A 26,008-nucleotide genomic window follows, 5' to 3' on the forward strand; every position below is an offset into this window, starting at 1 on the left:
CCTTTGGAATTCGAGCAACAGTATTACCAAAAAACCTCATAAACGAGAGTGTCCACTTTATTGACAGAAGAGCATGATGTTCGTTAGAAAGTTCAATACGGCCAAATGGGCCGTATAAGGTGTGTCATGTTCGTTAGAGATCCACCTGCCAGCTACTCACTCCGTTACCTCCGACTCTCGCATAAAGGCAGCCCTGCACTTCTTCGTTTCCAAATCGGCCAGCCGTACAGGGATCGGCAATCGGCTCTCTTTATTGACCAGCCCCAGCACCATGCCGGTGGCCGTATCGAGATCGATCCAGTTCCCGCAGGACACGAACACGGGCTTGACGTTCTGGTGCGTGCGCAGCGTGCGCCCGTATACTCTGCCATCAACGACGATATCCGTGTAAGCTCCCGCCTTATCCGCGGGCATTACATAGTCCGTGTCGCCGATTTTCAGATAACTCTTTGCAACGCCGATCGTCGGCTTGTTCATATAAAAGGAGGCATGCGTGGCAATGCCCATATTCCGCGGGTGCAGGAATCCGTTGCCGTCGAACATGACGATGTCCGGATCGTGCTCCAACTGCTTGAAGGTGTCCATAATCAGCGGCAGCTCCCTGAACGACAAATACCCCGGAATATAAGGCACCTTGATCTCGTCCCGCAGCGATTGCACCTCCAGCACGGCATGTGTGCGAACATCCACGACACAGATGCAGCATACGGCATGCGTGGTTCCTGCGCTCTCCCAATATGCAAGATCAACGCCAGCGACAAGATGAATGTTCTCCTGCTCCAGTCGATTTTCCAATTCAATGTGGCGAACCAATTCCAACTGGATCTGATCGAACGTTTCCTCCGTCCATTGATCCGGCAATATTTTCTCCATGGCTTCCATCCTTGTCCCCCATTCCCTTCCTTTCATTGTGCATCCACGTTCTCTTAATCCCCTCTATTCTACACTGTCATTACACGCAAAAAAACATAAAGGCACCCTGACGCCAATGTCAGGATGCCTCTCGTCATGTTCTTACGCACAGCGGTCTCCAACTCAATGCTTATGCTCCTCTTTTCGTTTTCCGAAAACGAACAAGCGACCACAAAATAAGGACGGCGAGCACCACAAGACAAATGCTGATGCTGAACCGGTTTCCCTCATCGAAAATAAACATAATGGCGATCACGCCAAGGCACAGCACCACCGCTCCCGTAATGTAAGGGAATCCCCACAGCTTGAAGGTCGGCTGCACGGGATATTGCTTGCGCAGCTTCAACTGCGATGCCGCGATGCAGATCCAGACCAGGATGACGACGAAGCCCGGCACCGCCAGCAGCACGCGGAACAACTGGTCCTGGGCGAACAGTCCGAGCAAGGAGCCTGCCAGCAAAATGACCGCGCAAAACAGCAGCGTATTGATCGGGCTGCCGCTGCGATTCGTGCGGGCCAACGCCTTCGGCGCTTCTCCCCCGACGGCCATGGAATGCAGCATACGGGATGCTCCGTAGATGCCGGAATTGGCCGCGGACAGCACCGCCGTCACCAGAATGAAGTTCATGATGTGTGCCGCGCCCGGCAACCCGGTGGACGCAAGCACCTGCACGAACGGACTGCTCTCCGGTCCAAGTTCATTCCACGGAATGAGCCCGCAAATAATAAGAATCGGCAAGGTGAAAAACAGCATGATGCGCAGAATCAGGTTGCCCACCACTTTGGGCAGCACGCGCTCCGCATTTTCCGTCTCAGTCAAGGTCATACCGATCAGTTCGGAACCGCCGTAAGAGAACATGACCACGAGCAGCGCCGAGAAAATCGATGACCAGCCGTTCGGCAGGAAGCCGCCGGACTGGGTATAATTTTGCAAATAGGGGGTATTATCGCTCGGAATGATGCCAAAGATCAACCCCGCGCCAAGCACGATAAAGACGATGATCATCGCTACTTTGATCCCTGCCAGCCAAAATTCGAATTCGCCGAAGACACCGACGCTGAGCAAGTTGACCGATATTATGAACGCGGCGCACAACAGGCTGAGCACCCACAGCGGCACCCCCGGGAACCAGTACTGCAGGAAGCTGCCTGCCGCGATGACCTCAATCACGCAGACGGAGAGCCACAGGAAACAATACATCCATCCCATGACGAAAGATACCCTGCTGCCAAAGGCCTGCTGGATGAAGTCTTTCATGTTTTTGTTTTTGTACACGGTGGCCATTTCGGCCATCGCGGCCATGACCACGAGCAACAGCAATCCCGCGAAAATGTAAGTAATGACGACGCCGGGGCCGGCCAGTCCGATCGTTTCGCTGCTGCCTTTGAATATGCCCGTTCCGATGACGCCGCCCATGGCCATCAGGCTGATATGCCTTGCCTTAAGCTTTTTTTGCAATGTTCCTTCTGTCTGAGCCATTGAATTGAAGTCCTCCCGAGTAAAACGTCTGTCTGCATAGCTTCTTGGCGTTCAAGCGCTAAACAACATAATGTCCAGTATACCCGATTATTCATGACTCAGCACGTAAGTTTTTTATATCCAAAACCACCCACATTGAGACGTCAAGGAGGATCGATTGGAAAGATGAAAAAAAGCCCTGCATTATTGCAAAGCTCCCATTTATTCGCATTTAATGCCTATTCGTTTTTGTTTTAACACATTCCGGATCGGTCTATTCCATCTCCGTCTATAATTCTTTCGTCATAAAGGCACTGTTCGGGTCCGGCGCATAATCGGCGAAAGGTCCGCAGTAACTGAAACCGAAATCCTCATACAGCTTCCGTGCGGGAATGAAAGAATCCATCGATCCCGTCTCCAGGCTGAGGCGCTTGTAACCCCGCTCTTTCGCCACCTCGATAATGTGGGCAAGGATGTTCCTTGCCACGCCTTTGCGCAAATGCGCCGCTGCCGTACGCATCGATTTCAGTTCGCCGTGCTGCGAATCCAGCTCCTTCATCGCACCGCAGCCCATCAGTTCTTCGCCTTCCCATGCGCACCAGAACGTTACCTCCGGCCTTTTCAATCCTTCCAGATCCAGCGCATGCACGCTTTCCGGCGGCGAATCGGCAAACATACCTGCCAAATGCTCCGCGATCAATGCTTTAACTTGATTTCCGCTTAAATCGTCTACCCGAATCTCCAATCCGACCACTCCTGCCAACGTATGATACCACCCGAATATCCTGCAATCATTGCCGGAAACGCGGATGTTCAAATTTCAACTTTCTCCTATTTTACTACCATGTCAGGTTTTATCACAAGATTCATCTGTGACGTCAATCGGTTCCTATTGCCAGTTACGCCCTGATCGAATACGATGAAGCTAACTCACAGCAAAGGGGCGAGGTTATTGCGTACGTTTAACATATCGGCCAGTCGTTCAGAGGTGAAACCATTCTAATAACCCCATTTCAAAGGAGAAGCCCATGACCTTGACAACATCGCATCTGTTTTATGGCAAACGCCTGAAATTGACAGCTCCCCGCGCGGAAGACGTGCAGGTTATGCTGCAATGGAATGAAGATCCCGAATACCTGCGGAATGTGGACACCGACCTCGCTGTCCCTTTCTCGGAAAAACAACTTGAGGATGAAGGCGAAACCAAACACCGGGAAGTGTATTTCCGGTTGCGCACGCGGGAAGACGATCGACTGATCGGTTTTGTCGTCATCCATGGCATCGAGTGGAACAATCGTACGGGTCAGCTCGCAATCGGCATCGGGCTTGCGGAACATCGCGGCAAAGGGTACGGCACGGAAGCGCTGCAACTGATGCTGCGATACGCTTTCTACGAAATGAATCTGGACCGGGTCGGCCTGGACGTTATCGCGTACAACGAACGAGCCATCCGCGCATACGAAAAGGTCGGATTTCAGTTGGAGGGACGCATTCGTTCTGCCGTATACCGCGATGGCAAGCGATATGACCGGCTGATGATGGGTATGCTGCGCGAAGAGTGGGAAGCCGGTCAATCCATCCCTATGGAGGGAAAAGCATGACAAGGAATGCGGAAGTCAGCGAATGGATCGGGCACATTCCAAGCTCACCCGCTGCGCTTTAGCCCTTCCTTGCGGCAGCAAAAAAGCCTGTTTGCACCCATGTTACGCGGGCTGCAAGCAGGCCTTTTTCATTCCGCTTATACCATGAAATGTCTTCGTTCAATGCCAGTTACGGTACCGCCAACCCGAACTTGGTTGATTTCCCCGTCCTCGTTCAGGCGCAAGCCTGCCTTGATTTCGGAAGGACAATCCATGGAATACCCTTGCCTGAAGGTGACATCCTCCGCTTTCCGCAAAGAGCGTTGACCATATTTATACAAATAGCTGAGCAGTGCACCGTTGGAGGTTCCTGTCGCGCTCTCCTCGGGAATATCGTAAAGCGGCGCAAAATTTCGGCATTCCGCGACTGCATCGTCTGGAGTATCCAACGCGAACAGATGATAGCCGACCACATCGTATTTTTGGCTAATGGCGGTTATGGCGTCCAAATCGGGCTGCACCTTATTCAAGAGTGTCCTGCTGCGAATCGGAATCAAAATGTCCCGCAGCCCCGTCGAAACAATCTGGATGGGCAGCCCTGCTTCCAGATCGTCGGCATCCACCCCCAAAGATGGGGCGATTTCCTCAGCGGATATCTTTTCAAAAAATTGCGGCAAAGCCTGTGACAAATAGACGAGGCCATCGACGCCGATATCGACATCCAAAACTCCGGCTTTCGTTTCTGTGGTGCAGGAGGTTTCCGCCTCTGCCAAACCCAGCGAGTGCAGCAGTCCAAATGCGGCAATCGTGGCATGTCCGCACAGATCGACCTCGTTCGTGGGCGTGAAGTAACGGATTTTGTAATCCGCAACCGAAGACTTTTCCATAAAAGCCGTCTCCGAGAAACCCACTTCCTTTGCAATGAGCTGCATTTCGGCAGCATCCAGCGCAGCAGCATCCAACACCACGCCAGCCGGGTTCCCGCCACGTTCCCCTTTTGCAAACGCATTTAATGTATATACTTCCACCTTCATGTTAAGCTCGTCCTCTCCCATCATTGAAAGGCTGATGTTCCCAAATTCGCGCAAATTAACTCTGCTGATACGATACAGCCGTCATTCCGCATGGCTCGCAGGCAAATATGTAGTACATGCCCTCACCGTACTCCTCGACCATTCCCCAATCTAGCTGGCCGACTGCCTTCATCCGAGCTGAGCAGCAGGGACAATTCGGGTATTCCGCGTCCTGTACCCAGCCGGGATGGCCGCCGATCTGGGACAAGGAAGGTTCCATCGCCCATTCGCTGCCATGAAACGGATGCCGGGGCTCCCGCGCGATTCGGAATTGTTCCGTTACCGCAGTGTACGAACGATCATAATCATCCGTATCCATCTCTCCCGCTCTGTACGGCATCACATTATGTTCGCTCCAGACCGGCTCGCCGTGTTCGTCGATCTCCATATACACCGTTACGTAACAACTGCAAACGACACAGGTCCGAGCGGCAAACCGATCCGCCTTCCATGAAAGACCGGCTAATGCCGGATGCCCGGCATCCAGGTCAATCAACGTGGTCAGCGGCCCGTTACACCATGGACAGCATGCCGAGTTAACCGCCAACATTCGCACAGGGTCGCCGTGTTCGAAAGCAGCCGCGTTCTCCTGCTCCCGCACACGAAACAAGGCATAACTCGGCTGGATAAACAAATCTCTGCGCGTTCCTTCGGCCGTCAGCTCCCAGCCCCCTTCCATCGCATAATGCTCCGGAGGCACATGCAGCCGATCTCTCCACGCCGGCGGCGACTGCCTCCATTCCCGGAACTGCCGCACAACCCGCTCATCCCCGATATAAGCCAGCATCAGCAGCAAATGATTGCGGTGTTCGTCGTCCGTCTCGACCTCTCGCAACAGCCGATCCCGCAGCGAAGATGACGCGCTTCGGAACAACATGGCCGGATAATATACTTCATATTCCAGCAATTCCGGCAAATATGCCGTAAGGGGCAGATCGTGATATCCCGATAGCAGCGTCAGGATTTCCGTCCCCGTATCCTCATCGCCGTCCCGGATCATCTCCATTGCAAGGTCAGCCATGCGAAGCTGCTCTTGTTCCGACAATGACAGATATACCTGCTCTTTCGAACGTTCATAAGGGAGGTAATGAATCAACGGATCGCGAGGCTGATCGGTATGCATGATGCTCAGAATCTCCACCGGATCCGAAATACCTTCGTACAGGTTCACGTCCCGGCGATTTGCTTCGATGTACCTGCGACGTTCCTCCCGCTCAATCTCCTGCTTGCACGGCATGCAAATGCCGCCGGTTTTGGCCGCCGTGGCCGGTAAAACGGTATTGCCGCATCCTTCCCTTGCGCACGGAATTCGTTCCGCCATGGAATCACCCTCCTTGAGGTAAAATCTTCTAGGGACGAGTATACCATACGCCTCGGAGGGAAGGATGAAGTATTCTTGCTAGCCATGGATGCATAAAAAACACGCCACGATGTGGCGTGCCCGAGTTGCCATGCTGTTTATTGCCTGATATCCTTTATGCCTCAATGGTGCCCCAATTGGTCCCGGGTGAATTCAAAGAAGGCAAGCGCCTCATCGACGCTTGGGAATCCCGCCTGAGCTATGCTGTCACTGCCGCCGCCCTTGCCCTGATACGCACCCAGGTTGCCTTTGAAAAAGGCTCCGCACGCCCAATGCGGCTGACCCTTCTGCGCGAGCACGACTTTGGCCTCGGAACGCGAAACAAACAGCACGATGCCTTCATGCTCGGCGGTCAGCTTGGTCGCCAGGCTTTGCATGTCTTTGACGGATTTGTCCTCAAACACTTGCGCGATGACCAGCCCTTGACGCTGTGCGAGCAGTTCCTGGGCAAAATATGTATCATTCGCGGCTTTGACCGCGGATATTTCGGCCTGAAGCTGCTTCTGCTCCGCTTCCAGCTTGTCCAAACGTTCCAGCAGCTCGTCCCTGCCCGTCTTCAGCTTCGCGGAGATCGCTTGGGTTACGCGCTGCACGGCGCCGAATTCTTCGAGCGCCCGGAAGCCGCATTTGAAATAGATGCGGGTACTGCCCTTCACGCGCTCTGTTTTCAAAATTTTGATGATGCCGATCTCGCCCGTGGATGCGACATGCGTTCCGCCGCAGGCATTGTATTCCACGCCCTCCATCTCCACGATGCGGATGTTCTCCGTCACCGACGGTTGTTTGACGAGCGGCAATCTCGCCGCTTCCTCTGCCGTAACCCACGAAGCGGCGATGCGGGCATTGCGGTAAATTTGCGTATTGGCCTCGAGCTCGATGGCGGCAATCTGCTCGGTTCCCAGTTCGGCCGAAGCGACGTCGATCGTGGCATAGTCCGTACCGAGATGGAAGCTGAGCGTCATTGCGTCCGCCAGCTTCAACGTAACGGCAGACAGCAGATGCTGACCGGTATGATGCTGCATATGATCGAACCGGCGCTCCCAATCGATCCGGCAATCCACTTCCTCTTGCTCAGGTGCACGCTCCACCTTGTGCCAAACCTCATCCCCTTCGGAAATGACGTCCAGGACGTCAACTCCGCCGATTTGTCCCAGATCGCAAGGCTGACCGCCACCGTGCGGATAAAACGCCGTCTCGGCCAGCGTCACGTAGGTTCCGTCCTCTTTGTCCATTTTGCCGGTAATGCGCGTATGCCACTCCCGTGTGTATGCAGAGTCATAATATAATTTGTGCGTCATCGTCTCTTCTGTCCCTTCTCGTTCAACGTGGGCTATATGTGTATGTTGCGTAATATCCTTCGCTTAATTACATTAAACTAAGATTACACTATTGCATTCCCTCATGCCAATTTCAGGAGAAAAAGACGGCAAAAGACCGCTCTGCATGCCCATATGCAGAACGGTCTTATCCGGTTTCGTTAACAACGTACCGATGTTGTAATCGTTTATTTCAGCGCCTCGGACAGTTCCGTGAAAATGACGCCGAGCGCATACGCCCCCGCATCAGGATAGCCCAAGCTGCGGTCGCCTACGGTACCGGCACGGCCCATGCGCGCAACGATGTCTTCCGTTTTCTTCGCGCCGTCCACGGCTGCCGCCGCGCCTTTGGCAAACGCGGTCTTGAAGTCATCGCCGGACCGAGCGCTCTGCGCCCAGGCATCGGCGCAAGGCACCAGCGCGTCGATCAGCGTTTTGTCGCCGACGACCGCGCCGCGACCGAAGGAGCGTTCGCCGGTGGATTGAATGCCTTTGACCGCAGCCTGCATCATTTCAGCGAAATCGGAAACGCTCAGTTCCAGTTTGTCGCCCACGGCCTTGCCTGCCGCCCGGAATGCCGATCCCCAGATCGGTCCGGAAGCACCGCCGCAGTGTTCCATAATGACGAGCGAGCAAGCGTCCAGGAAGGAGCCGATATCCTTCTTTTCCTCCCCCACGATATGGCTCCATTCCCGCTTGAGCTGTCGGAAGCCTTTCGCCACGCTCATGCCAAAGTCGCCGTCCCCGGCATGGGAGTCGAGCTCGCAGAACGGTACTTCGTTTCGAATGATGATTTCGCTCATCTTGTCGATCAAATAGACGACGTTGTCCAACGTAAAACGTTCGTTTCGAATCACGGCCGCTTCATCGGAAGTCTGGACCCCGAAGGAAACCTTAGTCTCTGCACCAGAGCCCCCAGCAGGTTCCAACACGTCCGTATAGACAACCGGCGCTGCGGGAGGACCGGACACCTTGAATGCAGGCGCTTCGCTCTCCTCAAACAGCAGCGACTTCAGCTCCTCGTCCAGCTTCAGAATTGTAAGGGAAGCGCCGGCCATGTCGATGCTGGTCATGTAGTTGCCCACAAACGCTGCTGCAACCGTCAGCGCCGGATGTCCTGCCAACTCGCGCTGCACCGCATTGTTCAACAGGTACAGCTCCTGCAGCGGCGTCGCCCCGAAACCGTTGACGAGCACCGCAATTTCAGCCGGTTCCCTGGCATCCAGCTTCAAGTCTGCCAGCAGTGCACCGACCATCCGGCCTGCCAATTCATCCGCCGTCGCGATTTTCTCGCGCCGAATGCCAGGCTCGCCGTGAATGCCTACGCCGTATTCCATCTCGTCTTCGGCAATCTCGAACGTCGGCGTGCCTTTGGCAGGCACCGTGCAGGACGTAAACGCAAACCCGATGCTGCGCACGTTTGCCGCCGCGCGCTCGGCCGCCGCTTTCACTTCGGCCAGACTGCGTCCCAATTCTGCCGCCGCCCCGGCGATTTTATGAACGAGCACCGTGCCGGCCACGCCGCGTCGTCCTACCGTGTACAAGCTATCCTGTACGGCAATGTCGTCCTCGACCTTCACGTACTGCACTTCGATGCCGTCTTCTTCGGCAAGGTGGGCCGCGTTTTTGAAATTCATCATGTCGCCGCTGTAGTTTTTGATGATCAGAAGCGTACCCTTGCTGCCTGCCGTCGCTTTGATCGCCTGGTACACCTGAATCTGGGACGGGGAGGCAAACACGTCGCCGCAAACGGCCGCATCCAACATGCCCTTGCCCACGTAACCGGCGTGTGCCGGCTCATGACCGCTGCCGCCGCCGCTGATCAGGCTGACCTTGTCCGCCCGAACTTCTCTGCGTTTGATCACTTTGTACTTTGGCAAAAATTCAAGCTCCGGATGCGCCAGCGCGATCCCGCTGCACATTTCCAGCACGACGTTTTCGGCTTGATTGATAATTTTTTTCATTTATTTCGCCTCCCGGCGCGCTTTGTATTCACGACCGATCCGGTCCGCCGTTGCAATCGCTCCGGCCACCTCGGCCACCGTGAACGGGAACGGCATGGCATGGATGGACTCTTCCGGAATGCATGCCTTTTCGGCGACTTCCAGCAGTTCTTCCTGCGTAATCGTCTCTACGCCGATGTCGGCCAGGCTTACGGGCAGGCCCACATTCAGGCAAAAGTCGAGTACTTCGTTCAGTTCCTCGGTCGGCGCGTTTTCCAATACGAGCTGCGCGATCGTGCCGAAGGCCACTTTTTCGCCGTGAAAATAATGATGCGTGCCCTCCAGAATGGTTAATCCGTCGTGGATCGCATGGGCCGCAGCCAAGCCGCCGCTCTCGAATCCGAGCCCGGACAGCAAAATGTTCGTTTCCACGATGTTCTCCAGCGCCTGAGTAACCATGTTGCTGTCGGAGGCGGCCTTCGCTTTTACCCCATCGCGAAGAAGCATTTCGTAGCACAGCTTCGCCAGCGCCAGCGCTGCGTTGGTGCCGAATGCAGGCGGCGTCAGTCCTTCGCGTGCGCCCATCGGCAAGCTGGCATTGACGCGCGAATAGGATTTCGCCGTGGCTCTCGCTTCAAAGTACGTGGACAGCGCGTCGCCCATGCCGGAAACGAGGAATCGCGTCGGCGCATTGGCGATGACGGTTGTGTCCACCAACACCACGCTTGGGCTTTGTTTGAAATACGCGTAATCGTCGAACGCGCCATCCGGCGTGTACAATACGGCAGAATGGCTCGTTGGCGCATCCGTGGCCGCAATCGTCGGACAGATGATCAAGGCTTCGCCTTCGGCCACGCATTTGGCCGCGTCGATCGCTTTGCCGCCCCCCAGACCGATCGTGCAGGTACATTTTTGCTCGCGAGCGATGTCCTGCAACCGGGCCACCTCTTGACGGGAACACTCCCCTTTAAAACCGCTTTCAACAAAAGTAATATCGAACTTGGCTGCCGTGGCATCCAATTTTTCCTTTACGCGCGCGACATCGTCGGGATGACCGATTAACAAGGCGGAGTCGCCAAAGGATTTCACGAAATACCCCAAGTTCAACAGCTCATCTTCACCTTGCACGTATTTGGTCGGGCTGATAAATGCTTTTCTCATCACGAAAAACCTCCTATGGATAACTCGAATGGCTGATATTTCATCGCATGAACGTTATACCATTTTAAATTTGAATGACCGGCTTGTACTATCAATATATAACAGGGGCATCGCACTGACAGTGGAATTTGATAACAAATAATTATAATTTGCAATCGTAATTTTTTGCTTTTTGCCGGAAAGATGGTATGTTATTGTCATGCGAAGGTGTATCTTTGCCTCGAGCGTGTTCATTACAAAAGGCGCCTAATATACATTACCCTTTCAGTTGTTTTTTAATATGAATTCAGCCCAAGGCTCGGTTAATCTGTGAACGATGGAGGCATGCCGCCATGATCAAGGAATACTTGCACATTAACAAAATACTCGACCTCGATAAGTGGAAGCGATTGCAGGACTCGCTCGCCACCGTCACCAAGCTGGCCATCCTGACCGTGGACTACAAAGGCAATCCCGTTACAGGCCACAGCAGCTGCCAAGCGTTCTGCCAGAGCGTACGCCAAGATCCCGAACTGCTGCCCTACTGCCAAAAATGCGACTCGCGCGGCGGCCTGGAAGCAGTTCGGTTGAACGAGCCTTACGTCTATTCATGCCATTTCAATATCATCGACATTGCGATTCCGATTACGATTGATGGCAAATACATCGGCGCGGTCATGGCTGGACAGGTGAAGCTGTCCAATCCCGAGAGCGCACGTGACCTGGAACAAATCGTCTCCCCTCAGAACCCCGGGCTGCATGAACGCAAACTCGCGGAATTAAGCGAACAATACGATCAGCTGCCGGTCATGACCTACGAAGAGATCGTCAAAATTTCCAATATGTTGTCTCTGTTGTGCAATTACATCGTGGAGGAAGCCCTGAACAAAAACCTGCTGGTCGAATTGTTCGAAAGGGCATCCGCATCCGGAACGCAGGAGTCGCTGAGCCTATCCACCATTTTGCCCGGCTACTCCATTCGGAACATCGAATCGATCAAACGGGAAATGACCAATGCCATCGCTGACGCTTACTTGAGCAGCAGTCCCAAAGCAGTGGACATCACGAGCCCGGCCCTTCAACCGGCGCTGGACTTCATGCATAGCCACAAAAACGAACAACTGACGCTCAAAAAAGCAGCCGAGCTCTGCCATCTGAGCCCAAGCTATTTCAGCCGACTGTTCGCCAAGGAAACTGGCGAAAATTTCAGCAGCTACGCTGCGCGCCTCAAAATCAATTGGGCTAAACAGCTGCTTGAGGTCACCGACATGCCAATCGCCCAAATCAGCGACGAATTGGGATTCAACGAATCCGGGTATTTTATCAAAACATTCAAAAAATACGAAGAAATCACGCCTGCACTATATCGAAAATACATTCAGGAGCAGCGGAACTAGCTGCCTGATTCGTGGATTTTCAAAAATGGTGGTTTCCCTGCAAAAAACGGCTGCACAGCACGCAACCGTTACTGCACAGCCGCTCTTCGGCTTATCCAATCATATCATTCAGGATTGCATTATTGGGCCGTCCCCAGGACCTTCCACTCCAAAATACCGGTAGAAGCCGGAGCGTTCGCCGAGATTTGAAGCCTGATCTTCGTCGTGCTCACTGGATCAAACGTCGTTGTGTTGTATGCATCCACATTCGTGCCCAAGCCTTGGGCATTTTGCACGTCGCGCCATACGTTCCCGTCCCAATATTGGATACTGTACGAACGAGGCACATCGATGCCACCATGATCCTTGAACCAATACACATCACTTCGGCTGAGGGTATACGTACGGTCCAGATCATATTGCACCCATTGCGTACCCGTTTCCGGCCAGTTGCCGTATACCGGATGTGCCCGGTCATTCGAATGCAAGGGATCATATCCATCATTTAGGGCTGCAACCGTTTCCCAGGGTGAAACATAAGACGCAGACACCTTGGCATTGCTCGCTACGTTCACAGGCTCATTTCCCGCCGGCACCAGCGGGAACCGCGACGTATCCTTTTTAAGTTGACTCCATGTATACCTCAACAGCCAGACATCCCAATTCGTAATCGTGGGAGAGTTGCCTGCCCACATGATGGTCGGCACCGGGAAACCTCCTGGCGGGCGGTCCTGCGGCTCATAGAAATCAGGCATGCCGAAACCGTGCCCGATCTCGTGTTCAGTAATCTGGATCTCGTTCTGGTTGACCGTGCTTAGAATATAATCGTCAGACATGCGCTGCCCCCAGTCACCGCCGGCACCACCGCCGAAATTGGACGTTGCCCACAAATACATGTCAAAACGCTTGTCCAGCCCGCCGGGATATGCATAATTCGGATTCGAGAAATGCTCGAAGCGTGACAATTCATTCGGTGCGTGCGGCAATGCCGCCGGAATTCGCGGATCGGACTTGCTTAGTTCGTCTACCGTGGTTGTAGTGTACACGATCTCGCCGGATTGTTTGTCCAAAATCTGCGCTGGATTCGCGACCGCCCAACCGACGACTTTCACAGCAATCTCTCCATAGGGCCAGCCATCGTATCCCTGCAAGTGTTTGGTCCAATTGTTGATCTGGCGGCCAAGCATCCGTTCGATGTCTTTTCGCTGCTGCAAGGTGAGGTTTTTGGCCGATTGCCAGCGAACGACGTAGTTGAGCGTTCCTTTCCCGGCGAAAATCTGGTCGTAGATCAAGTTTTTTCGGCCGACGGAGTTTTCCTTGAGCATGCGATTCGTATACACCCATTCAATGGACGATTTCAATTCAGCTGGCATGTCCGTTAAAACCGCGTTGACGGCAATCCCCGGGTCAGATGCAGCCATTGCCTGCGGAGCTTGCCCCCAGGCCCCACCTCCAAGCATCGTTGCGGATAAGGCCAGAGACATTACGGTTAATGCAAATTTACGTCTTGTAAACATCATTTTCATCCTTTCCCTATTCAAATTTGTAACGGATCACTTCACTCCTTAATCCCGCTTTCTTTATGGTATTTATTACCTTTATAATATGTATTTTACATTACTAATCTTTGGCTTCCATGATTCCTATGACCTGTTTTCATAGAATGCAACATGGTTTTTTTGTGCTCAATTGTGCATCTTCGGCGGGAATGACGATTTCCAATGTAAAAAAACCTACCCGTTACACGGATAGGTTCTTCGATCAGATCGTGTGTTTTAATTCCAGCTCCGCATCCAGCCATTTCAACGCCGCACGCAAGGTATCTTGCGGAACCGTCTCGTACTGGTCCCCGATCGAACATTCGAAAACACACCCGCTGTCCGTCCTATTCAAATACGGCGTCATGCCGATCCCGAATCGCTGGTACATTTCGGCCAGAACAGGTTCGACCTCGGCGGGGGGATATGCAAAATGCACATGGAACATGTTCGATACAGGTACCTCAGGCAGCGTGCGGATGTCGTGGCATTCGTTCAACAGGGCGGCGAGTTCTTTGGCCTGCTCGTAATAGAGCCCCATTTTGCCAATACGTTTGTTGTAGTAATATTGCGAGCTTAAGATGTACGGATACAGGCCGATCAAATCCCCGCCATGACGCCTTTTCCATACTTTAGATTCCTGCATCACGTCAGCTTCCCCGGCCAGAATCGCTCCTGCGATTCCTCCGATCCCTTTATAAAAAGACACATATACCGTATCAAATAGACTGCAAATCTCGGCCGGCGTCTTTTGATAGTATGGCGTGATCTCGAACAAGCGCGCACCGTCCAGATGCAGTTTGATTCCGCGCTCCCGGCAGTACGCCGAGATCGCCTCCAATTCCTCAAATGGCGGAAGCTGCCCGCCGATCTCGCGTTGGGGAAGCTCCAGCAGGAGACAGGAAATCTCCTCGTTCATGCCCGTTACGTCTTCCAGCCGAATCAGCCGATCCTTGTCCGCAAGCAGAACGGTTTCGATTTGATGCAATTCTTTCAATCCATCTTCTTCATGGATTTCCAAATGGCTCAGCGGATGGTACGCTACCCGTTTTACGCCCTTGCGGTCGCACCAAATGCGGAGAGCAATCTGTTGGGCCATCGTGCCGCTCGGAAAGAAGACGGCCGCTTCTTTGCCCAGCACCTCGGCCATTTGCCGCTGAAACTGCTCGATCGTTTCGCCGCGGCCGTAATGATCGCTGTCCATTTCTCCATCCAGTTGTGATATCGCTTCCTGAAGCACTTTGATTTTGCGCGGACCATTTCCGCCTACCGTGTATTCGGCCTGCCGGAACGCGTCCGCAAGCGTCAACGTTTCACTGCTCATGATTCTTCGCTCCTTTTCTCCTCCTGTTTTGGGCTCAACATACGAACCAATGCCCCTAACGCCCCTGCCCGGCGTTCTCCCGTCGACACGACGAACCCTGCTTCCAACCTGCGATAACGTTCCGGCAATGTGACCGTAACAAGTTCACCCCGTTCTTCAGCACGTATTACGGAACATCTCGGCAAAAGGGTTACGCACAAGCCTGCCGACACTCCGTTCAGAATCGTATCGAGCGTGCCGTAAGACGTTATGTTCGGAGCTTCAACCCCATGTTCCTTTAGAAAAGCCTCTGCCTGCGTCCGATGCGTGCACCCTACTTCGAAAAAAAGCATCGGTTTATGCAGCAGCTCCGGCAGCCCGTTCGATTCATGCATGCTCCTCCCGGCAACCAGAACCAGTTCATCGTCATACAGCTTGACGTACTCAAGCTCCGGATGAACCATCGGCCCATATACGAGGGCACCATGGAGTTCGTGGCGAATGACTTTTTGCGCCAGTTCATGGGTTCCGCCCGTGATCAGGGAAAGCTGCACGTCCGGATACCTCGCCTGGTATTCCGCCATGAACGGCGTCAGAAACGAGGAAGCGCCTGCCTCGATCGCACCCAGCCGCAACGGTCCTGCTGGAGTCGTCCCCGCCCGTGCAGCCTCTTCGGCTTCGTCGAGCAGGTGCAATATTTTATCCGCATAACCCAGCAAATTTTCCCCGGCAGACGTTAGCGTCATCCCCCGATTGGTGCGATGAAACAGGGGCACCTGAAGCTGCTGTTCCAGCTGCCGAATGCGCGCCGTGACATTGGATTGCACATAGTTCAAGGTCTTCGCGGCCTTGCTGATGCTTCCTTCACGGGCAACCGTCCGGAAAATGTTCAAATCGCCGGCATCCAAGCGCGTTCACCTTCTTTCTACAATCACGCCGGTATCTGCCATGAACATTTTTGATATCTGCGTTCGTTTCTGTTCATTTTACGCCAAAGCCAGTCGGCTGTACAATGAGCCTCAGTTTCAATCACGGGCTAGACGAATGAACATGCACTGGAGGATGAACGACCATGAAAGCTATGTATCACACTGGAAAAAACGGCCTTGAAGGACTGCAATATACGAGTGAAGCTCCGGCGAAAGCGCCTGGTTACGGAGAAGTACGAATTCGTCTGAAGGCTGCGGGCATCAACCATCGCGACTTGTTCATCATGAACGATCGCACCGCACAGGACTCACCGCTCATTCCGGGGTCGGACGGAGCTGGTATAATAGAAGAAATCGGGGAAGGCGTGGATGCATTCCGTAAAGGCGACGAAGTCATCATCCACCCTACGTTGGGCTGGAACCACGCCGCCGATGTGCCTGCCGTGCCTGGCATTGTGGGCGGGCCCGATCACGGCACGCTGGCCGAATGCATTACGCTGCCTGCCGACAATGCTCTGCCCAAACCCGTTATGCTTAGCTGGGAAGAAGCCGGCGTATTATCGCTGTCGACGTTGACCGCCTACCGCGCGCTGTTCACACGCGGAAACCTGCTTGCCGGCGAGCATGTGCTCATTCCGGGCATCGGCGGCGGGGTGGCCACTTCGGCGCTGCTGCTGGCCAAGGCCGCCGGAGCCTGCGTGACGGTGACGTCCCGCAGCGAAGCCAAACGTGCGGAAGCGCTGCGCCTTGGCGCGAACCAGACCTTTGACAGCCACGGAGATTGGCAGAAAGAAAATGCGCTTGGACCCGTCGACCTCGTCATGGACAGCATCGGACAGAGCCTCTTCTCCCGTTATTTCGAAATGCTGCGCCCCGGCGGACGAATCGTCATGTATGGAGCAAGCTCCGGCGATGAGCTGAAGGTGCCGATCCGTGCCATCTTTTTCCCGCAAGTGAGCCTGCTGGGCACCTCTATGGGCAGCCGCGAAGAGTATGTGCAGATGCTGGAGTATATCGGCCGGCATCATATTCGTCCTGTCATTGATCGCGCATATTCGCTGGAGAACACCCGCAGCGCTTTTGAACGGATAGCCCAAGGCGAACAGTTCGGCAATATCGCCATCCGGATCGACTGATGATCATAGACAATGACTCTTGCTCCCGTTGCTTAACAGCAATCGGAAGATGGTTCTGACCACGTAGTGACTCCGTGCAGAATCATTGGTTCAACTGACATAGCTAGAGCATTTTGGAACAGGACAAGGAGGTTCCCACAATGAACGGTAGAACCCATTTGGTAGAATTGGTACGCAAATTGATGCATGCGGAAGGAACCGAAGCCGAATTGGATAACATGCTGTCAGAACTGGAACGTCAGGTCCCACACCCTGCGATCAGTAACCTGATATTTTGGGACGACCGTGAATTGACTCCGGAACAGATCGTAGAGGAAGCGTTAGCCGCACGCCCAATCATCCTTCCGCCAACACAACCTTAATGTTTAGAGTTGCGAACCGATATGACCGAGTCCAATGATTCGCTACACCACCAACCGGAAGACCGGCATTTCTACAAGAAGTTCGACAAACTCTAGGAGGTGATTATGCATGAGTGAATCCCGAGGTTCAGACAGCTCCCACCGTCCAACGAAACATCGCGCTCCAGAACAGCAATTCAAAGGCGGAGAAGAAGCAGTCACTCCCGTATACTTGACCCAAGGCGAGTTGAATGCCCTGCGGAAAGCCATCATGTATTTGAAATTTGAGTGCGAAGAAACGGACTCGCTGCTGTATGCAGGCAGCCCACTGCTTAATAGCGTGCTGGAAAAGGCGTTTAGCGCGGACGTTTACAGGGAATTTGCGGAGAGCTTCCACGCACGCCCCAACCCGCATGCCGAGACCTTTATGCGGAAGAAACTGGAGCGATCCTATGCGGAAGAGCTGGCTCCTCGAGAGCGATCCGAGGAACTGAAGGCCGAAATTCTCCGAAGCTGCATGTTTCCCTTTCCGCTATCATAGTACAAAGAGGCAGGCCTGGCGGCTGCCTCTTTGCGCTCTATCATTCATTGAGTACGATGCCCCATACTTTTTTAACTCATTGATTTACAGCCATTCAGAATACCCGCATCTTATTCGCATTCATGTCTTTCTCCCTCCAAATTTTAGGTTCAATCGATCATCGATATCATCCGGATTATCATGGTACTTTGTTCAACCAAGAAAAAGATGCTAAGAATTAGCACAAAAATGCAAAATATTTGCATGCATATTATATGAATCTATATAATCAACCCTTTATTTATATGTAACAGGTACCTCTCCCATAAATTTCGTTATAATATAGAAAGTTCAAAAAATATGTAAATAGATGTAATACTACCCATAAGTACAGGAGGCGAATGATGGAAACTGAAGGTCTGCGCAAAGTCGAAGAGTTGGCATTAAAAAAGCACAAAATATATAAACAAAGTCTGGTCCGTTATCTGTCACGTTCCATGCTGGCCAGCATGTTCATCGGCTTCGGGGTCATCGTGGCGTTCAAGACGGGCAATTTTTTCTATATGGAGCAATCTCCGCTGACCTATCCGATGGCCGCACTGACGTTTGGAGCAGCAATCATTCTCATCGCCTACGGCGGCGGGGATCTGTTTACCGGAAACACGTTCTATTACACCTATGCCGCTTTGCGTAAGAAACTACGCTGGTTAGAGGTGGTCAAGCTGTGGGTGGCGAGTTACGGGGGCAACCTGATGGGTGCGGCGGTGTTTGCGCTGCTGATCTACCTGACAGGACTGTTTGATTCGTCCCAGGTCAACGGCTTCCTCCTGAGCGTGGTCGAACACAAGATGGAAGCTCCGGCAATGCAGCTCTTTTTCCGGGCAATTCTGTGTAACTGGCTCGTCTGCCTGGCGTTTTTCATCCCGATGTTCATGAAGGAAAACGGCGCCAAAATGTTTGCCATGATGCTGTTCGTGTTCTGCTTCTTTATTTCGGGATATGAGCACAGCGTGGCGAATATGTGTACGTTTGCGATTGCGCTGGTACTGAACCATCCGGGAACGATCTCGTTCGAGGGCGTCCTTCACAATCTGGTCCCGGTCACGTTCGGCAATCTGGTAGGCGGAGTGCTGCTGATGGGCTTTATGTATTATGCGGTGAACAAACCTTTCCTGGATGAGGAACAACATTAATGGATGTGTGAAAAGAAAGCCAAAGCCCCGTGCAGCTTATCCCTTCAGAGGGAAAGGCTGCACGGGGCTTTGCAACGGGAAGGCAGTGTCACTGACCTTCCCTCTGTCTCTTCCGTGGCGGATATATCAAGGATAGCCCTTTCACGGAATGTCTTCGATCTCGTTGTCGCAGCGCGTGACCACGATTATGTTTTTTTGCCGCCATCGAATTACCGTGCTGCGGACCCCGCTTCCTTCCAGCGAAAGGTCGCCGCCGATTGCGGAGGCAATGTGTAACGCAATGCATTGCCGTCCATCACGATCTCGAAAGCCAACGCATCCTGTCCGGAATTGCTGGCGATCAGCACCATGGAACCGTCCGGATTGCGAAAAGCCGCATTCTCCAAAACGCCCGGTTCCTGGTTCGTTTCCACCCTGACGGCTCCCGAACGAACATACCGACTGATGTGCCCCATGGCGTAATATTCCACGTTCCGCTCGACCTTGCCGCTCTCCGGGTCAATCGTCACCATCCCCCGACAGTTGGCGCATCCGCCATTGGTCGGTCCACCTTGCGGATCAAGCGCGATATTCCAGAACAGTACGCTGCTGGCCCAATTTCGCGCAGCACCGATGATCAGGTTGGACATCTGCCAGCTCAGGTTAGTTCCGAAATCCGGGCTCCATTCGCCTCCGCTGCATTCGGTCACATAGATCATTTTGTCCGGGTGCCTGTCATGGACCTCAGTCATTGCAGACGGATCGCCCGCATAACAGTGGAAGGCCGAGCCTTCAACGGAGGCTGCCGTCCGGCGATCCTCAAACAACTCTTCCGTATACCTCACGGCCTGGTCCCAGTTGTGATCATACGCTATGATGCGCGTATCCAGCCCGGCCTCCATGAAGGCAGGACCTAGATAATCCCGGATGAACATCGCCTGCTCCGCTGCCCCCATGCTCATGCTGGGATAGTTCGGCGACGTGAATTCCGGTTCGTTTTGTACCGTGATGCTGTGAATCGGCACACCTCTGGCCTGGTAGGCCTGAATGTATTTTACGAAATATGCTGCATAAGCCGCATACACCCCAGGATCATTATAGTTGAGGTACCAGCCGTTATGCGTCCGCTCGCCGTATTTCATCCAGGCCGGCGCAGTCCAGGGCGTACCCATGACCTTCACATCCGGCTTGACCCGAACAACATCCTCCAGCATGGCTACGCCTCCCTCATCTTGTTCGATCGAAAAATGTTCGAGGGCGTAATCCGTTCCTTCTTCGACGTCATCATACGTATAGCTTGAAGGTTCTCCGGATGCATTCACGGAATAATCCGATGCACCGATCGTATGCCGTACCATATTGAGATTCAATCCCTCTGCGGTAAACAGCTCGTGCAGCAACATTTCCCGCTGCTCTTGGGGAAGGCTGTTGATCAGGTAAACGGATGACCCCGTCATGGCCGCGCCGAACCCCTCCATCTTCTGATGAGCTTGCCCGGCATTTACTCGAATGGACGCGACGTTTTGGCGTTTCTTCTCATCGTCAGGCCCAACGGGCTTCCACGACCGAGGCTCTTGCCTTGCCAGCAGCTGACTCTGATCCCCTGTCGTCAGCCATACCTCTGCCTCCGTCATCCTTTTCTTTTCGGGCAAAGGCATCGGCGCAGGCGGCTGAACGGCTGCAGGGCTGAATGCCCACATCAGCCAAACGGCGCACCCCGCCACCAACAGACCGATGCCACCCCTTACCATCCAAGTTCTCGTTCGCCGATACATCGCTGCTCCCTCCTTTCATACGTTCCGCCCGGATTCCCAAGGGTGGAAAAAGCCGCAACCAGGCGGCCGCGACTTCATTGATTTCCATATTCGTAACACCGATTATTTGCCGGAAGCATTTCCGATATTCACGCTGCCTGTCAGGCGGATATCGTCCGATGCGCTGCCGACGTAAACAGGGACTTTGCCCTTCGGCGTCACCCACTTGTTCGACGTTTCATCCCAGTAGGACAACGCCGATGGGTCCAGCTCGATCTGAACGCGCTGCTGCTTGCCTGCGTTCAGATCGACTTTGGCCCAGCCCGCAAGTTGTTTCTTTGGCGTCTCCGCTCGGGCAGGCAATGGACCGACATAGACCTGTACCACTTCTGCACCGGCGCGTTTACCCGTGTTGCGCAGATTTAGAGATACCTCAACCGTTGCCTTGTCACCCTTGCCCTTATTTTTCACATGCAAATTGCGATAATCGAAGCTCGTATAAGACAAACCGTGCCCAAACGCAAACGCAGGGGTCAGGTTCTCTTTTTCATACCCCTTATAACCCACGAAGATGCCTTCGGAATAGCTGCCGACTCCGTTCACGCCCGGAAACTGCTTCGCGGTAGACACCGGTGTTTTCGTCTCGTCCGCCGGGAACGTTACGGGCAGCTTGCCCGACGGATTCACGTCGCCGAAGAGAACGCGCGCCACGGCATTTCCTTGTTCCTGACCTGCGTACCAGGCTTGAACGATAGATGGCACCTCGTTCTGCCAGGAGTCGGTTTCGACCGCGCGACCGCTCATTTGTACAACGATCGTTTTCGGATTCGCCTTGGCTACCTCGCGAATAAGTTGTTCCTGATTGTTCGGCAGCTCCAGATCAGACCGATCCACATACCCTTCGCTGTCATACGTGCGGGTCACCACCACCGCTACGTCGGATTTTTTGGCAAGCTCGACGGCCTTCTGCATTTGGGCATCCACGGCGCCTTCTGCGGGCTTCCATCCGAAACGAACCTGGGCGCCCATGTCATGGCTGGCCTGAACAGGGAAGTCCGTGCGGTACTCGATCCGAATCTCGCGGGACTCTCCTTCTTTGAGCGCAATCGTCTTTTCCGTTGTTCCCAAAGCCTTCCCCTCATTGTCCACAAGCAGTTGATTATCCACATACAGCTTCGCCGAGCCGAGACTGGTCAGGGATAACGCATACTCACCCGATTTCGGGGCAGTAATCGAACCTGTCCAGCGTGCCGACATCTTGCTATTGAACTTCGTTGGCGTCACGGGAAGCTTGGACGACTGCGCGTTGAAGCCTTCGTAGTTATAGAAGCCGAGATTCACGTTCACCTGCCGGTCGATGCGGACCAATTCAGGATTTCCTTCCATGTTGGCATTGGTCCAATATTCGGCACGCAGTCCATTTTCCGCATGGTCGGTACTATCATTTCTTTCGCTTTGTGCCGCATCGACAGGCGATAACAGCGTGGATGGCACCGCATCCGGACCGTTGAACGCATCTCCTGCCGAGATCGGATCGGTACCGGCAGCATAGTTGACTTCGACGCCTTGGCCCGCGCGGTTGCGAATACCCTGAAGCGGGCTTACCGTATAGGTCGGGTTGACCAAACTGCTGCCGCCTCCGGCTGCCGACGACGTATCCGCATCGGGCCCGATGACCGCAATCGACTTGATATTTTTGCCGGATAACGGAAGAACATTGTTGTCATTTTGCAGCAGCACCATGCTTTCTTCCGCAAATTCACGGGCTTTCTTACCGTCCGCCTTGGCATCGATCTGCTGATTGCGAACCGGTTGATCGAAGAGACCTTTCTCGAACATTTGCAGCAAAATCCGTCTGACCTTGTCGTCCAGCGTCTGTTCGCTGACCTCGCCCTGTTTTACGGCTTCCAACAGCTTGTCGCCCCATTTGCCGTATGGTTCGCCTGGCGTTTCAAGATCGAGACCTGCATTCGCGGATTTTGCGGTGCTGAAATTCGCGCCATAGTCGCTCATGACGAAGCCTTCGAATCCAAATTGCTTTTTGAGAACGCCGGTCAGCATGTCCTTGTTCTCGCAAGCATATGTACCGTTCACCTGGTTAAACGAACACATCGCTGCTCCCAGATTCGCCTGCTCGACCATCGCTTTGAACGGACGTGCATACACTTCCTGAATGGCCCGTTCGCTCGCGATCGCATTCGTCGTGAAACGTTCCGTCTCCTGGTTGTTCAGGATGTAGTGCTTGGCTGTCGCAATGACCGGGTTGTTTTGAATTCCCTTTACATAAGCCGCTCCCATCCCGGAAGCCAGCAGCGGATCTTCGCCAAGTGATTCGAAGTTGCGCGATCCCCATGGCGTGCGGGCAATGTCCAGTCCCGGCCCAAGCACCACGTTATGGGTTGTGTCATGCGCTTCCTGACCGATCAGGTCTCCGTACTTTTCGGCCAGCTCCGTATCCCAGGACGCTGCAAGCGCAATCGGTGCCGGGAGGGCGGTGGATTTCTTATCCTGCACATCCGGATTGGCCACCCGCACTCCGGCAGGTCCGTCTGCCATCTGCAGCGCAGGGATGCCGAGCCTTTCCACGCCGTCATTATAGAAACCATAATAGTTATTGACCTTACCAGTAACGAAGCTGACCTTTTCCTCCAACGTCATCGCCTGGAGCAGCAGCTCCGTGCGCTCCTCTGCACTCAGGGAGGCGTTCATCCATGGACGGTCAGCCTTGGATTCCGCTTGCGAGGCATAGGCATGCAGCGGCATGACTGCCAATGCAACGATGATCATCATCGTAAACCATCGCCGTTGGCGTTGGGATAGAGCTCTGTTGATGCTTCTGTTCATGTTGTTATGCTCTCCTTCTCTTCCTTTGATCATTTCCTCGCGCACATTTGAATACATGTATACAAGAAAATGTAAGCTCGCTTTGTCCAACCTGCCCATATCATGAGCCCCTGCTCATCGCTGAGAAAAGTCGTGTTCACCGACAAGCGAGCACTTTCTTACGATAGCCGACCCAAGCGTAAATTTCACCCCCTTAAAATTGGAAATCGATTGGGTTTAAACAATCTAGTTCTTGCGAATCACCCCCTTTAAAGTGCATATAACAAGAAAAGAAAGCGAATTAATTACATTTCCGTAACCTTTATTGCTTGAATTCCTCCAATGCAAAAACAGCCGAATCGTCCCATTCCCGATTCTCCTTTTTATTCTATTAAATTCAATGATTTGGAATGAACAAACGATATGTAGCCCCCTTCCTTTTCCGACAACGGATACATTGGCGGTCATCCTGCTGGCTGATCCCAAGAAGCTCTAACTTTGACTACCAGGTAAATCAGAGTAGTTCACTAAGCATAATCCCCATATTCACTCAACTACTTTTTATGTCATTTAACATCACATGAAACATCATAAAAATCACTAAAATATAAATTTTTCAAAAATAATGTTATTTTAGTTGACATATGATTCAAGACTTTTTATAATTTGAATCAAAATCACAGTGCAGTGATCATAACAGGTGCGGGGCACAATGACGTGAACCGCCTGTCGGCAATGGGGCCGCAACTCGTTCAGCTTTCTGGACGAATTGCGGCCTTTTCTGCCTGAAGTCATGCACGGATCACAAAATACTAGAGAATGATCAATAGGATGAGGAGCGATGAATGATGATGATGGAGAGGAAAAGTTTTTGGAAAAGCGGCCACAAGCCTACTTTGTTCGGTGCATTCCTGTATTTCGACATCAGTTTTATGATCTGGGGCATGTTGGGCCCACTCGCCGTCGTTATTGCGATGGATTACCCGATGACTCCGGTGGAAAAAGCCAACCTGGTCGCTTTGCCCATCCTCGGCGGTTCGATTCTTCGACTCGTGTTAGGTTTTATGTCCGACTACATCGGCCCCAAACTCACTGCGCAGATCGGAATGGGCGTCACCGTCATTCCGCTGCTGCTGGGCTGGCTGTGGGTCGACTCCCTGAACCAGCTGTATGTCGTCGCCCTGCTGTTAGGCATTGCCGGCGCATCTTTCGCCGCAGCGCTTCCGCTTGCCGGCCAATGGTATCCTAAGGAACATCAGGGGCTGGCCATGGGGATCGCCGGTGCCGGGAATAGCGGAACCGTGCTCGCAACCCTCTTTGCCAATCGATTGGCCACCCATTTCGGCAGCTGGGAAATCGTGTTCGGCCTTGCACTGATCCCGATCGTAATCGTCTTCGTCTTTTTCTCCCTATTTGCCCGCAACAGCCCCAACCGGCCTGCTCCCAAAAAGCTGTCCGAATACAGCAGCCTGTTGAAGCAGCGTGACGCCTGGGTGTTCTGCGCCTTCTACTGCGTCACCTTTGGCGGATTCGTCGGCCTGGCCAACTATTTGACCATCTTTTTCAACACGCAATACGGCCTGTCTGCGGTGCATGCAGCCGATATTACAACCTTTTGCATCATCGCGGGAAGCTTCTTCCGCCCCGTCGGCGGATTCCTGGCCGACAAACTCGGCGGTACCCGCATGCTGACATACCTGTACATGGGAGCTTGCATCATGTTAATCGGCGTGTCCTTTCTGCCGCCATTGCCTGTCGTCGTTGTCATGCTTTTCCTGGGTATGATGTGTCTGGGCGCCGGGAACGGCTCCGTCTTCCAGCTTGTGCCGCAGCGATTCGGCAACGAAATCGGGCTGATGACCGGCATTGTCGGCGCGGCAGGCGGAATCGGAGGATACGCCCTTCCGCTGATTCTCGGCCAGCTCTACAGCACGTACCAATCCTATACTCCGGGCTTTGTCATCCTTAGCTTGATCGCGGCCGCCTCCATGGCGCTTGTGCTGGTCATGCAGTCCAAATGGCGTGCCCACTGGCTTAAAAACTCGCTGGCAGCTAAAAATGAATCAACCTCTTTCTCTGCTTAATCAGGCCCGAGTTTCAATGATTTACCTAATGAGAGCCGCGCTTGCGGCTTTTTCTTTTGTACGGTTCTCTCCAATCACGAGGAAAATGCAGAATGAACGCGTCGACAGTTTCTGTCCCGGAGCGCTAACGAATCTCAGACACCTTATTTCGCCGGTTTGCATCCTTTTCCAATCCTTACGAACCTCAAACACTCTATTTACGGTCACAACAGGAAAAACAAGATTATTTCCCCGGAATAGCGTGTCACA

The 26,008-nt window shown here is 53.4% G+C and carries 20 protein-coding genes; 7 read left to right on the plus strand and 13 right to left on the minus strand.

Translation table 11 applies throughout. The features are described from left to right. Positions 1 to 156: 156 nt before the first annotated feature. The 3 genes from RSX24_RS25540 to RSX24_RS25550 all read right to left on the minus strand — a co-directional run bounded on the left by RSX24_RS25540 (position 157) and on the right by RSX24_RS25550 (position 3,116). The gene (locus RSX24_RS25540; protein WP_343262130.1) at positions 157 to 882 is read right to left on the minus strand and encodes an endonuclease V; all 726 of its coding nucleotides are present in this window, start codon (positions 880 to 882) and stop codon (positions 157 to 159) included. 160 nt (positions 883 to 1,042) lie between these two features. Beyond that, complete coding sequence (locus tag RSX24_RS25545) at positions 1,043 to 2,392, minus strand: amino acid permease (RefSeq protein ID WP_343262131.1); 1,350 nt, start codon at positions 2,390 to 2,392, stop codon at positions 1,043 to 1,045. Between the two features lie 268 nt (positions 2,393 to 2,660). Next, positions 2,661 to 3,116: a GNAT family N-acetyltransferase gene (locus RSX24_RS25550; protein ID WP_236421049.1), complete on the minus strand. Its 456-nt coding sequence runs from the start codon at positions 3,114 to 3,116 to the stop codon at positions 2,661 to 2,663. A 283-nt stretch (positions 3,117 to 3,399) separates the two neighbouring features. On the opposite strand from RSX24_RS25550, the gene RSX24_RS25555 reads away from it, so the two are divergent. Next, positions 3,400 to 3,972: a GNAT family N-acetyltransferase gene (locus RSX24_RS25555; protein ID WP_343262132.1), complete on the plus strand. Its 573-nt coding sequence runs from the start codon at positions 3,400 to 3,402 to the stop codon at positions 3,970 to 3,972. Positions 3,973 to 4,109: 137 nt separating this feature from the next. Here the strand turns inward: RSX24_RS25555 and RSX24_RS25560 are convergent, their stop codons facing one another. From RSX24_RS25560 to RSX24_RS25580, 5 genes are all read right to left on the minus strand, one after another. Continuing rightward, positions 4,110 to 4,985 (minus strand): PhzF family phenazine biosynthesis protein, encoded by an 876-nt coding sequence (locus tag RSX24_RS25560; RefSeq protein WP_343262133.1) that lies wholly within the window; start codon positions 4,983 to 4,985, stop codon positions 4,110 to 4,112. Positions 4,986 to 5,040: 55 nt separating this feature from the next. Further along, positions 5,041 to 6,345 carry a DUF1963 domain-containing protein gene (locus RSX24_RS25565; RefSeq protein WP_343262134.1) on the minus strand — a complete coding sequence of 435 codons (1,305 nt, stop codon included), beginning with the start codon at positions 6,343 to 6,345 and terminating at the stop codon, positions 5,041 to 5,043. 161 nt (positions 6,346 to 6,506) lie between these two features. Then, positions 6,507 to 7,682 carry an alanyl-tRNA editing protein gene (locus tag RSX24_RS25570; RefSeq protein WP_343262135.1) on the minus strand — a complete coding sequence of 392 codons (1,176 nt, stop codon included), beginning with the start codon at positions 7,680 to 7,682 and terminating at the stop codon, positions 6,507 to 6,509. Between the two features lie 206 nt (positions 7,683 to 7,888). After that, on the minus strand, positions 7,889 to 9,664 hold the full coding sequence (gene dhaK, locus RSX24_RS25575) for a dihydroxyacetone kinase subunit DhaK (protein WP_343262136.1): 1,776 nt from the start codon (positions 9,662 to 9,664) through the stop codon (positions 7,889 to 7,891). Then, positions 9,665 to 10,804, minus strand: a complete 1,140-nt coding sequence (locus RSX24_RS25580) for a glycerol dehydrogenase (RefSeq protein ID WP_343262137.1) — start codon at positions 10,802 to 10,804, stop codon at positions 9,665 to 9,667. It lies immediately after the preceding gene. A gap of 332 nt (positions 10,805 to 11,136) precedes the next feature. Here RSX24_RS25580 and RSX24_RS25585 point away from each other — a divergent pair, with 332 nt between their 5' ends. Then, positions 11,137 to 12,180 (plus strand): PocR ligand-binding domain-containing protein, encoded by a 1,044-nt coding sequence (locus RSX24_RS25585; RefSeq protein WP_343262138.1) that lies wholly within the window; start codon positions 11,137 to 11,139, stop codon positions 12,178 to 12,180. A gap of 119 nt (positions 12,181 to 12,299) precedes the next feature. Here RSX24_RS25585 and RSX24_RS25590 read toward each other — a convergent pair whose 3' ends face one another. The 3 genes from RSX24_RS25590 to RSX24_RS25600 all read right to left on the minus strand — a co-directional run bounded on the left by RSX24_RS25590 (position 12,300) and on the right by RSX24_RS25600 (position 15,908). Further along, positions 12,300 to 13,676: a discoidin domain-containing protein gene (locus RSX24_RS25590; RefSeq protein WP_343262139.1), complete on the minus strand. Its 1,377-nt coding sequence runs from the start codon at positions 13,674 to 13,676 to the stop codon at positions 12,300 to 12,302. A gap of 244 nt (positions 13,677 to 13,920) precedes the next feature. After that, positions 13,921 to 15,021 (minus strand): threonine aldolase family protein, encoded by a 1,101-nt coding sequence (locus tag RSX24_RS25595; RefSeq protein WP_343262140.1) that lies wholly within the window; start codon positions 15,019 to 15,021, stop codon positions 13,921 to 13,923. Then, the gene (locus RSX24_RS25600; protein ID WP_343262141.1) at positions 15,018 to 15,908 is read right to left on the minus strand and encodes a LysR family transcriptional regulator; all 891 of its coding nucleotides are present in this window, start codon (positions 15,906 to 15,908) and stop codon (positions 15,018 to 15,020) included. Before RSX24_RS25600 ends, RSX24_RS25595 begins: the two co-directional genes overlap by 4 nt. A 164-nt stretch (positions 15,909 to 16,072) precedes the next feature. On the opposite strand from RSX24_RS25600, the gene RSX24_RS25605 reads away from it, so the two are divergent. The 4 genes from RSX24_RS25605 to RSX24_RS25620 all read left to right on the plus strand — a co-directional run bounded on the left by RSX24_RS25605 (position 16,073) and on the right by RSX24_RS25620 (position 19,119). Beyond that, on the plus strand, positions 16,073 to 17,065 hold the full coding sequence (locus RSX24_RS25605; protein WP_343262142.1) for a zinc-binding dehydrogenase: 993 nt from the start codon (positions 16,073 to 16,075) through the stop codon (positions 17,063 to 17,065). A gap of 140 nt (positions 17,066 to 17,205) precedes the next feature. Further along, positions 17,206 to 17,427 (plus strand): bacteriocin immunity protein, encoded by a 222-nt coding sequence (locus tag RSX24_RS25610; protein WP_343262143.1) that lies wholly within the window; start codon positions 17,206 to 17,208, stop codon positions 17,425 to 17,427. A 109-nt stretch (positions 17,428 to 17,536) separates the two neighbouring features. After that, positions 17,537 to 17,947 carry a hypothetical protein gene (locus tag RSX24_RS25615; protein ID WP_343262144.1) on the plus strand — a complete coding sequence of 137 codons (411 nt, stop codon included), beginning with the start codon at positions 17,537 to 17,539 and terminating at the stop codon, positions 17,945 to 17,947. Positions 17,948 to 18,330: 383 nt separating this feature from the next. Continuing rightward, entirely contained in the window at positions 18,331 to 19,119 is a 789-nt protein-coding gene (locus RSX24_RS25620) for a formate/nitrite transporter family protein (protein ID WP_236420725.1), read from the plus strand. A 209-nt stretch (positions 19,120 to 19,328) separates the two neighbouring features. Here the strand turns inward: RSX24_RS25620 and RSX24_RS25625 are convergent, their stop codons facing one another. Next, positions 19,329 to 20,873, minus strand: coding sequence for a glycoside hydrolase family 30 protein (locus tag RSX24_RS25625; protein WP_343262145.1), 1,545 nt, complete (start codon positions 20,871 to 20,873; stop codon positions 19,329 to 19,331). A gap of 102 nt (positions 20,874 to 20,975) precedes the next feature. Then, positions 20,976 to 23,696, minus strand: a complete 2,721-nt coding sequence (locus RSX24_RS25630) for a glycoside hydrolase family 3 C-terminal domain-containing protein (RefSeq protein ID WP_343262146.1) — start codon at positions 23,694 to 23,696, stop codon at positions 20,976 to 20,978. 833 nt (positions 23,697 to 24,529) lie between these two features. Here RSX24_RS25630 and RSX24_RS25635 point away from each other — a divergent pair. After that, positions 24,530 to 25,759: a nitrate/nitrite transporter gene (locus tag RSX24_RS25635; protein WP_343262223.1), complete on the plus strand. Its 1,230-nt coding sequence runs from the start codon at positions 24,530 to 24,532 to the stop codon at positions 25,757 to 25,759. Positions 25,760 to 26,008 lie beyond the last annotated feature (249 nt).

This window comes from Paenibacillus hubeiensis (genome assembly GCF_032334105.1).
Classification (GTDB): domain Bacteria; phylum Bacillota; class Bacilli; order Paenibacillales; family Paenibacillaceae; genus Paenibacillus; species Paenibacillus hubeiensis.

Bases quoted from the DNA above. Each gene is read 5' to 3' on its own strand.
- RSX24_RS25580 (WP_343262137.1), bottom strand. From the start codon at position 10,804: ATGAGAAAAGCATTTATCAGCCCGACCAAATACGTGCAAGGTGAAGAT.
- RSX24_RS25565 (WP_343262134.1), bottom strand. From the start codon at position 6,345: ATGGCGGAACGAATTCCGTGCGCAAGGGAAGGATGCGGCAATACCGTT.
- RSX24_RS25540 (WP_343262130.1), bottom strand. From the start codon at position 882: ATGGAAGCCATGGAGAAAATATTGCCGGATCAATGGACGGAGGAAACG.
- RSX24_RS25625 (WP_343262145.1), bottom strand. From the start codon at position 20,873: ATGTATCGGCGAACGAGAACTTGGATGGTAAGGGGTGGCATCGGTCTG.
- RSX24_RS25620 (WP_236420725.1), top strand. From the start codon at position 18,331: ATGGAAACTGAAGGTCTGCGCAAAGTCGAAGAGTTGGCATTAAAAAAG.
- RSX24_RS25560 (WP_343262133.1), bottom strand. From the start codon at position 4,985: ATGAAGGTGGAAGTATATACATTAAATGCGTTTGCAAAAGGGGAACGT.
- RSX24_RS25630 (WP_343262146.1), bottom strand. From the start codon at position 23,696: ATGAACAGAAGCATCAACAGAGCTCTATCCCAACGCCAACGGCGATGG.
- RSX24_RS25555 (WP_343262132.1), top strand. From the start codon at position 3,400: ATGACCTTGACAACATCGCATCTGTTTTATGGCAAACGCCTGAAATTG.
- RSX24_RS25610 (WP_343262143.1), top strand. From the start codon at position 17,206: ATGAACGGTAGAACCCATTTGGTAGAATTGGTACGCAAATTGATGCAT.
- dhaK (WP_343262136.1), bottom strand. From the start codon at position 9,664: ATGAAAAAAATTATCAATCAAGCCGAAAACGTCGTGCTGGAAATGTGC.
- RSX24_RS25545 (WP_343262131.1), bottom strand. From the start codon at position 2,392: ATGGCTCAGACAGAAGGAACATTGCAAAAAAAGCTTAAGGCAAGGCAT.
- RSX24_RS25605 (WP_343262142.1), top strand. From the start codon at position 16,073: ATGAAAGCTATGTATCACACTGGAAAAAACGGCCTTGAAGGACTGCAA.
- RSX24_RS25570 (WP_343262135.1), bottom strand. From the start codon at position 7,682: ATGACGCACAAATTATATTATGACTCTGCATACACACGGGAGTGGCAT.
- RSX24_RS25585 (WP_343262138.1), top strand. From the start codon at position 11,137: ATGATCAAGGAATACTTGCACATTAACAAAATACTCGACCTCGATAAG.
- RSX24_RS25635 (WP_343262223.1), top strand. From the start codon at position 24,530: ATGGAGAGGAAAAGTTTTTGGAAAAGCGGCCACAAGCCTACTTTGTTC.
- RSX24_RS25590 (WP_343262139.1), bottom strand. From the start codon at position 13,676: ATGTTTACAAGACGTAAATTTGCATTAACCGTAATGTCTCTGGCCTTA.
- RSX24_RS25615 (WP_343262144.1), top strand. From the start codon at position 17,537: ATGAGTGAATCCCGAGGTTCAGACAGCTCCCACCGTCCAACGAAACAT.
- RSX24_RS25595 (WP_343262140.1), bottom strand. From the start codon at position 15,021: ATGAGCAGTGAAACGTTGACGCTTGCGGACGCGTTCCGGCAGGCCGAA.